Source organism: Flavobacterium sp. (assembly GCF_044368625.1).
GTDB lineage: Bacteria > Bacteroidota > Bacteroidia > Flavobacteriales > Flavobacteriaceae > Flavobacterium.
On record NZ_JBIPPD010000276.1, the window covers coordinates 1 to 3,375 of the forward strand.

Below are 3,375 nucleotides of genomic sequence, written 5' to 3' on the forward strand. Positions count from 1 at the left end.
CTTCTGTTGGTGAAAACCATTTTACTTCTTTTTGTATTTCGTCAAAAGTCTTTTCGTAAGAAACTCTTGGATACTTCACGTAATGCGTTTTTTTCTTGTAATCAATCGTAATTATGTAGCCAAAACTGGAGTAACTTTTATTGAAGTATTTTTTAAAAATCGCTTTGATGTCTTCATCATTTCTTTTTGCACTGATGATGGTTTTGTTTTTTTTGACAAAATGAGTGCCTAAATATAACTCGTTTTCGTGGTAAAGCATTCCGATTAACTTGGCATTATGTTCGCCCGTAAATTTTTCAATCGGTACTACTGCGTTTAAATAAGGTGCTTTTGGACTGGCAACTTTTGTATATTTCAACTCTGGAAAGTACGTTTTAAACAAAATAGAATCGGCATAAACGCCTTTCTCATCCACTGCTATTTTTGAAGTTCTTTTATAGGTAAAGTGAATCTCTTGGGTATCCGGCGGCATCTTTTGAAACTGATTTTGTGCAAAGCCAAACATAAAACCGCCTAGAAGGAGAACGAGTAAAATCGTATTTTTCATCTTCGCTTATTTTTTTGCTTCAAAACCCAAAGCGTATAATTTTATTTGTTTGATCATCGAAACCAAACCGTTGGCTCTTGTGGGCGACAATTGTTCTTTCAAACCGATTTGATCGATAAAACTTGTATCGGCATCCAAAATATCTTTTGCTTTTTGATTGGAAAACGCACGAATCAAAATCGCAATAATTCCTTTGGTAATAATCGCATCACTATCGGCGGTAAAAACAATTTTATCGTCTTTTTCGTCGGCATGTAGCCAAACTTTCGACTGGCAACCTTTGATAATGTTATCGTCGGTTTTGTATTGTTCGTCGACCAAGGGCAAACTTTTTCCTAAATCGATAACGTATTGAAAGCGTTCGTCCCAATCGTCAAACATCGAAAACTCGTCGATAATTTCTTCTTGTATTGTTTGTATGTTCATTTTTAATTTTCTGTAAGTGCCAGTATTTTGTTTATAAAATCTGCAATTTCAACAGGAGGGTTTCCGTGATCAAAACCTTGGGAATTGTAGATTTTTCCTTGATAATTAACCGTTAAATTGGCTATTGCCGCCCCATCGTAAAAACGCTTTTCGGTTGGTGCTTTGTATTGCGCCAAATCATTCAGTACGATTTTTTGATACAATTTTGCTACTTCTTTAAAATCTTGATTACTCAAAATATAACTGTCACCCAAAGTTTCTCGTTCTCTGATGATGGTCATTTTATTGCTTTGAATTTCAACACTCAAATAAAATCCACGCGAAAGCGCTTGGTACGTAATGGTAGATTCCTGGACTTCTTGAGTCATTTTCGGCACACAACTGCTTAACAAAAATAAGGATAAAAAAAAAGCGATGTATTTTTTCATACAATTTAAGATAACATTATTTGCGCTTTTTTAATCGCATCCACCATCAAATCAATTTCTTCAACAGTATTGTAAAAGGCAAACGAAGCCCGAATCGTTCCCGGAATTTCAAAGAAACTCATAATTGGTTGAGCACAATGATGGCCGGTTCGTACTGCAATTCCTTTTTTGTCAATGATTGTTCCAATATCATACGGATGAATACCATCGATATTAAACGAAATGACCGAAGTTTTTTCGGCTGCGGTTCCGTAAATTTTGAGCCCTTCAATTTCAAGAAGTTTCTCGGTACCGTAGTTCAACAATAATTTTTCTTGTTGCTCGATATTTTCAAAACCTATTTCGTTCATGTAATCCAAAGCCACGCCAAGTACAATTCCGCCTGCAATATTGGGTGTTCCAGCTTCAAACTTGTGCGGCAATTCGGCATAGGTTGTTTTCTCAAAAGTGACTTCTTTAATCATTTCGCCTCCACCTTGATAGGGCGGTAATTTGTTGAGCCACGCTTCTTTTCCGTACAAAATTCCTGTTCCGGTGGGGCCACAAATTTTGTGTCCTGAAAAAACATAAAAATCACAATCTAAATCTTGAACATCAGGAATCAAATGCGGAACGGCTTGAGCTCCGTCAATTAAAACGGCTGCGCCAAATTTATGTGCTTTTGCAATCATTTCCTTTACAGGATTGATGGTTCCCAAAGCATTGGAAATGTGGTTTACGGTAACAATTTTTGTTTTCTCTGAAAGTAATTTTTCATATTCACTTTGAATTAATTCGCCATCTAAATTCATCGGAATGACTTTCAAAATGGCGCCCGTTTTCTCACATAGCATTTGCCACGGCACAATATTCGAGTGGTGTTCCAAAGCTGAAACCAAGACCTCATCGCCCGTTTTAAGAAGCGATGCAAAACCGTTGGAAACCAAATTAATTCCGTGTGTCGTTCCAGAAGTAAACAAAACTTCGTGCGAAAATTGAGCGTTAATGTGTTTCTGAATCTTCAAACGAGAAGCTTCGTACGCATCCGTTGCCAGTTGGCTCAAGGTGTGAACGCCCCTATGAATATTTGCGTTGATTTCACTGTAATATTTGGCAATCGCATCAATTACAACTTGCGGTTTTTGCGAAGTGGCTCCATTATCAAAATAAACCAAAGGTTTGCCATTAACTTTCTGGGAAAGAATGGGAAAATCGGCACGAATTTTTTGAATGTCTAGCATAATTATTTAGAAAAAATCTAAATACAAAAGTACTAAAATTTCAACTCAACGAACTGCAAAACGGTGTTAATAATCACGAAATTGCAATTGAGCAAAAAATTACAATACTAACAGTAAGAAGTGTACGTTATTGAAAAATATTTGTATAATTTAACCCTAATTTTAATCCATTATGAAAAAAGCATTTTATTATTTATTAGCATTTGCTATTTTGTGTACAAGTTGCAACAAAGAGGAAATTGTAGCTGAAAATGAATCATTTGAAAGCTCGGAGTCATTAGCAATGAGGCCAAATGAAAACGACAAGCCCGATGAGCATACTAAAATTGTTTTAGGACAAAAACTGAGAAATCCTTATACAGTAGAAAATATGCAAAATGCATTTAATTATTATAATTCAGTAGTTGGAGAATCGCCTTTTGATGGTAAAGTGGTTGAAGCAACTCATTACTATATTAAAATTACGCCAAGTACAATTGCACATCTTGAAATGCTTGATGAGTTAGATAATAGTGATGATGAAAATGCTCCAGTTTTACAAGATTATCCTATGGATTATGAAATCCTAGTTGAAGGAGATTATTACATTATGCCTGCAAGAGCAGATGACAATTTTCATAGTGCTTATATGTAAAGTTTCACAACATTGTTGATGGCATTTCCTCCCCTTCGGGGTTTTCTTTGGAGGCGTAGCCGTAAAAGAAAACCCCGAAGGGGAAAGATAAAAAAGTTGATTATTTTTGTTTTACCACAA

General features: G+C 35.7%; 5 protein-coding genes. 1 reads left to right on the forward strand and 4 read right to left on the reverse strand.

The window, feature by feature from the left end; all coding sequences use genetic code 11:
• The 4 genes from ACIQ2X_RS14760 to ACIQ2X_RS14775 all read right to left on the reverse strand — a co-directional run.
• Positions 1-547 (reverse strand): hypothetical protein (locus tag ACIQ2X_RS14760; protein WP_396179719.1); only part of this gene is annotated, 547 nt, incomplete at its 3' end.
• Between the two features lie 6 nt (positions 548-553).
• A complete protein-coding gene (locus ACIQ2X_RS14765; protein ID WP_396179721.1) occupies positions 554-973 on the reverse strand; it encodes a SufE family protein in 420 nt (139 codons plus the stop codon).
• 2 nt (positions 974-975) lie between these two features.
• The gene (locus ACIQ2X_RS14770) at positions 976-1,341 is read right to left on the reverse strand and encodes a hypothetical protein (RefSeq protein ID WP_396179722.1); all 366 of its coding nucleotides are present in this window, start codon (positions 1,339-1,341) and stop codon (positions 976-978) included.
• A 65-nt stretch (positions 1,342-1,406) separates the two neighbouring features.
• Positions 1,407-2,621 carry an aminotransferase class V-fold PLP-dependent enzyme gene (locus tag ACIQ2X_RS14775; protein ID WP_396179723.1) on the reverse strand — a complete coding sequence of 405 codons (1,215 nt, stop codon included), beginning with the start codon at positions 2,619-2,621 and terminating at the stop codon, positions 1,407-1,409.
• Positions 2,622-2,793: 172 nt separating this feature from the next.
• Between ACIQ2X_RS14775 and ACIQ2X_RS14780 the strand changes: the two genes are divergently transcribed.
• Complete coding sequence (locus tag ACIQ2X_RS14780; RefSeq protein WP_396179724.1) at positions 2,794-3,255, forward strand: hypothetical protein; 462 nt, start codon at positions 2,794-2,796, stop codon at positions 3,253-3,255.
• Positions 3,256-3,375 lie beyond the last annotated feature (120 nt).

What these genes read in the sequence shown, in the direction of transcription:
- ACIQ2X_RS14765 (WP_396179721.1), bottom strand. Translation starts at nt 973, where the DNA reads ATGAACATACAAACAATACAAGAAGAAATTATCGACGAGTTTTCGATG.
- ACIQ2X_RS14770 (WP_396179722.1), bottom strand. Translation starts at nt 1,341, where the DNA reads ATGACTCAAGAAGTCCAGGAATCTACCATTACGTACCAAGCGCTTTCG.
- ACIQ2X_RS14775 (WP_396179723.1), bottom strand. Translation starts at nt 2,621, where the DNA reads ATGCTAGACATTCAAAAAATTCGTGCCGATTTTCCCATTCTTTCCCAG.
- ACIQ2X_RS14780 (WP_396179724.1), top strand. Translation starts at nt 2,794, where the DNA reads ATGAAAAAAGCATTTTATTATTTATTAGCATTTGCTATTTTGTGTACA.